Origin of the sequence: Trichloromonas sp., assembly GCF_041583255.1 — a bacterium.
In the GTDB taxonomy this organism is placed as follows: domain Bacteria; phylum Desulfobacterota; class Desulfuromonadia; order Desulfuromonadales; family Trichloromonadaceae; genus Trichloromonas.
Genome location: NZ_JBFHGD010000236.1, coordinates 1 through 4,630 on the forward strand (window position 1 = coordinate 1; position 4,630 = coordinate 4,630).

The window sequence follows — 4,630 nt, forward strand, 5'->3', positions numbered from 1 at the left end:
AGAGACCGAACAGCTTGGTGCCGGCCCCTTCTTCGGTGGCGGCCAGCCCCTTGAACCAGTCGGCGCCGCCGGTGATGATGTGCGGCACGCTGGCCAGAGTTTCGACGTTATTGACCGTGGTCGGTTTGCCGAACAGCCCCCGGACTGCCGGGAAGGGCGGCTTGCTGCGCGGATTGGGGCGCTTACCTTCGAGGCCGTTGAGGAGTGCGGTCTCCTCGCCGCAGATGTAGCGGCCGGCGCTGCCGTGCAGGTGCAGCTCGAAAGCGAAACCGCTGCCGAGGATGTCGGGCCCCAGCAGTCCCGCTCCTTTCGCTTCGGCGAGGGCCCGCTCCAGCGCGGCGGTGGCCCGGGCATAGGCGTAGCGGATGAAGATGTAGCCGATCGGAATCTGCATGGCGTAGGCGGCGATGATCATCCCCTCCACCAGCTGGTGCGGATCGGTCTCGAGAAAGACCCGGTCTTTGTAGGTTCCCGGCTCCATCTCGTCGCAGTTGCAGACCAGGTATTTGTCGCCGGCCTGGTCGCTGGGGAAAAAGCTCCATTTAACCCCGGTCGGAAAGCCCGCCCCGCCGCGGCCGCGCAGGCCCGACGCCTTGACCGTTTCCCGCACCTCGGCCGGGCTCATTTCTTTGAGCGCCTTGGCCAGCCCCTGGTAGCCGCCGTTTTTGCGGTAGCTTTCGAGGAAGACGGTTTCTCCCAGATGGCGGTTCTTGAAAAGTAGTTGCGGGTATGCGGTCATAAAATCTTTGGCCACGGAGACACAGAGACACAGAGGAAGCCCTTCCGGATTCCACAATGTTTTCTCCGTGTCTCTGCGTCTCCGAGGCGGGTCATGGGTTCAGGTCTTTTCTTTTTTGTTCCAAGATTTTATCGATCCGTTCCTCCGTCAGGTTGCCATACGTTTCCCGGTCGATCATCATCGCCGGGGCTTCGTCGCAGGCTCCCAGGCAGCAGGTCGGCAGCAGGGTGAAGGCGCCGTCGGCGGTGGTTTCGCCAAGGGCAATATCGAGTTGCTGCTGCAGGTAGCCGGCGATTTCTTCGCCGCCGCGGCTCCAGCAGCAGATCGAGTCACAGACGTGGATAACGTGGCGCCCTACCGGCTGGCGGAAAATCTTGTCGTAGAAGGTGGCGACCTCTTCGACTTCGATTACCGGGATGCCTAGGATTTCTGCGGTCAGCTCGACCCCTTCGTCGGCAACCCAGCGATGCTGCTCCTGAATGGCGCGCAGCAGGTCGATAACCATTTCCCGTGGGTGGGCTGCTGTAGACGCGCGGTTGCGAAAGTCCTGCAGAATGGGTTCAGGTAACATTTTGATCCCTCCGCGCAAACTCGTGCTCTTCAGCTACCTTCAGAACCGTTCGATTTTTGCCGAGGCTTTTTGCTTCGTAAAGACAGGCATCGGCGTAATTAAGCAGGGTTTGAAATTCTAACTCGATATTGCCATTGATGGGGCCACAGGTGGCGCCGACGCTGATGGTGACCGTTTGCTCGGAAATCGGGTCGGCAGCGACGGCAAGGCGGATTTTTTCCGCTATCTCCTGCAGATGCGTCTGGCCCAGGTCAAAGAGGAAGACGACGAATTCCTCTCCGCCGTAGCGGGCGGTCAAGTCGGAGGCGCGCACCTGGCTTTTAATCCGGTGGGCCACCTCGACCAGCACCTGGTCCCCCGTGAGGTGGCCGCAGCGGTCATTGATGAGTTTGAAATTGTCAATATCCAGCAGCAGGACGCCAAGGGTCAATTGCCGTCGCTGCGCATGATGCAGCAGCGGCACGATGGAGTTGAAAAAACCACGTCGGTTGAGGAGTTCGGTGAGCTGGTCCTGATGGCTCTGCTTGGCCAGGCTTTTGTTGCGGTCCCAAAGCCGGATCAGAAGTTCGCCGAGGAGTTCGAGTTCGGGGGTGGTCTCGCCGTATTTTTCGAACATCTGCAGAAATCGGCGGATGTGCTCTTCGTAATCCGCCTCGGGATTGCTCTCGGCAAAGACCGATTCCATGAAATGAAAAAAGGTTTCAAAGGCCGGATGCAGCAGGTAGAACTCAAGGCGATACGCCAGAATGAATTGGGTGCCTTGGCTGGGTTTGCCGGCCACCCGCTCCATGAGCGCTTCGACTTTGATGCAGGTTTCCTTTAGCTCTTCGATGGTCTTGGTTGGGTTGTCGAAGAGCATGGGAATAACCCCTTGATGGGCCAGGGCGATGACTTTTTCCCAGAAAACGATATGGCTTTTTTCGTCGTCCGCCATGTCGTTCCAGAACTCGCTCAGCTCGGCAAGGTCTTTCGATTGGGCCAGCGTGGCAAACTGGCGATAGGTCTCCTCGGCCCGGATGTCGATCTGCAGGCAGAATCCGAGAATTTCGTTTATTTGCCGGTCGTCAGTGGCCATGCCTGCAATGCTCCTTGTGGTCATCGGTCCAGATCCGCCAGCACGAAGTCGATCGAGCCGAGAATGGTGATCAAATCCGCCACCAGCCAACCTTTGCTCATCATGGTCACCGCCTGCATGTGGGGGAAGGACGGGGTGCGGATGCGCATCCGGTAGGGGATGCTGCCGCCGTCGGAGACGGCGTAGTAGCCGCATTCGCCCTTGCTCGACTCGATGGCCCGGTAGCACTCGCCGGGCGGGGCTGTCATGCCGCGGGTGACGTTGACGAAATGGTGGATCAGGCTTTCGATGTCGTTCAGACCGTCCTCCCGTTTCGGGTAAGCGTAGCGATAGTCGTCACAGATCCAGCGCCCCCCCGGCATTTTTTCGGCGGCCTGGCGGACGATGCTAAGGCTCTGGCGCATCTCTTCGAGCCGCACCCGGTAGCGGGCGAAGCTGTCGCCGCCTTCGGCGGTGGCGACTTCGAAGTCGAACTTCTCGTAGCCCGAGTAGGGCAACGCCCGGCGCAGGTCCCAGGCCATCCCGGTGGCGCGCAGGTTGGGCCCGCTGATCCCCCAGTCGATGGCCTGGTCGCGGGTGATGGCGCCGACCCCTTCGGTGCGGATCCGGAAGATCGGACCGTCGCTGAGGAGTTGGTCGAACTCGGTGATGCGGGCGGCGAAGTCGCGGGTGAAGGCGTCGACGACCGTCTTCCAGCCTTCGGGCAGATCCTTGGGGACTCCGCCGATGCGGAACCACGAAGGATGCATGCGGCCGCCGGTGATCATCTCGACGATGTCGAAGATCTTCTCGCGTGAATCGAGGGCGTAGAAGACCGGGGTCATGGCGCCGATATCGTGGGCGAAGGTGCCGAGCCAGACCAGGTGGTTGCTGAGGCGGAAGAGCTCGCACAGCAGCACCCGGATGAACTCGGCGCGCTCCGGCACCTCGACCCCGAGCAGGGTCTCCAGCGGGTGCAGGTAGGCCAAATTGTTCTGCGACCCCGACAGGTAGTCGATGCGGTCGGTGTAAGGGATGAACTGGTTCCAGTGCTGGCGTTCGGCCATTTTTTCGGCGCCGCGGTGGTGATAGCCGATGTCGGCGTCGATATCGGCTATCTCTTCGCCTTCGAGCTTGAGCACCAGCCGCAGCACGCCGTGGGTGCCGGGGTGATGAGGCCCGAGGTTGAGAACCATCGATTCTTCATTCGGGGAGAGGCGCTTGCCCTTGAAAAAGGCGGCGCCGTCTTTCGGCAGCATGGTCTGAGCGGTGGCGGCGGTGTATGCGGGCATCTCGGTAGCGCGGAAGGGGTGCTCCTTGCGCAGCGGGTGGCCCTCCCAGGAGTCGGGCATAAGGATACGGCGCAGGTCGGGATGTCCGGCGAAACGGATACCGTACATGTCGAAGACTTCCCGCTCGTACCAGTCGGCAGTCGGCCAGATGTCGGTGATGCTGGGGGCGGTTGGGTGTTCTCCGGTCAGCGGCACCTTGATCCGCAGGTAGCCGGGGTCGTCGAAATTGAGCAGGTGATAGATCAGGGTCAGGTCGTGCTCGGGGCGAAGCTTTCGGGTGCTTTCGTCGACGGCGGTTAGGTCTTCGAGGCGGCGGAATTTTACCGGCGATTCGGTTTTCAAGAAGCGCAGCAACTCCGGGGCCTGTTCGGCCGAAGTCAGCAGGGTCGGCATGTCGGCTGCCGTCTGCTCTTCGCGGACGCGGTCGCCGAAGCGCTCGGCCAGGGCGCGACGGAGGTCACCGGTCGAAGCGGAAAATTCGACTTTCGGCTGGGGCGGCGTCCAGATCTCGGCGTTGCGGCTCCCTTTGAAGAGCGGATGCTGCTGCGAGCTGCCGCGCAACGGGCTGTTGCCGTAGCCGGGGCCGCGGGGATCGCGGTTTTTGCTCACACCGTCTATTAGCACCGGCGCCGTGGTCCCCTCGCTGCCGCCGGAGAGGCCGAACACCTTGCGAGCCGGGCGTTCCTCGCGGGCGATCTTCTCTTGCAGCATGAGCAGCCCCTGCATGAACGCCTCGGGGCGGGGCGGGCAGCCGGGGATGTAGACATCGACCGGGACGATCTGGTGGACCCCCTGGATGACGCTGTAGACGTCGTACATCCCCCCCGAATTGGCGCAGCTTCCCATGGCGATCACCCACTTGGGATTGGCCATCTGCTCGTACAGGCGCAGAATCGAGGGGCCCATTTTTTTAAAGGGGGTGCCGGAGATGACCATCAGGTCGGCCTGCCTAGGGGACCCGCGCATGACTTCGG

The 4,630-nt window shown here is 61.7% G+C and carries 3 protein-coding genes and 1 pseudogene; all 4 read right to left on the reverse strand.

Annotation, left to right across the window (positions count from 1 at the left end):
• Window positions 1-739, reverse strand: a pseudogene (locus ABYV89_RS14625) (NADH-quinone oxidoreductase subunit F); the annotation flags it as partial.
• 91 nt (window positions 740-830) lie between these two features.
• A complete protein-coding gene (gene nuoE / locus ABYV89_RS14630) occupies window positions 831-1,310 on the reverse strand; it encodes an NADH-quinone oxidoreductase subunit NuoE (RefSeq protein ID WP_432823673.1) in 480 nt (159 codons plus the stop codon).
• Window positions 1,300-2,385, reverse strand: coding sequence for a diguanylate cyclase (locus tag ABYV89_RS14635; RefSeq protein WP_432823674.1), 1,086 nt, complete (start codon window positions 2,383-2,385; stop codon window positions 1,300-1,302). The genes nuoE and ABYV89_RS14635 overlap by 11 nt, the downstream gene beginning before the upstream one ends.
• 20 nt (window positions 2,386-2,405) lie before the next feature.
• On the reverse strand, window positions 2,406-4,630 hold a 2,225-nt coding region (locus ABYV89_RS14640; RefSeq protein ID WP_432823675.1), incomplete at its 5' end, for an NADH-quinone oxidoreductase subunit B/C/D.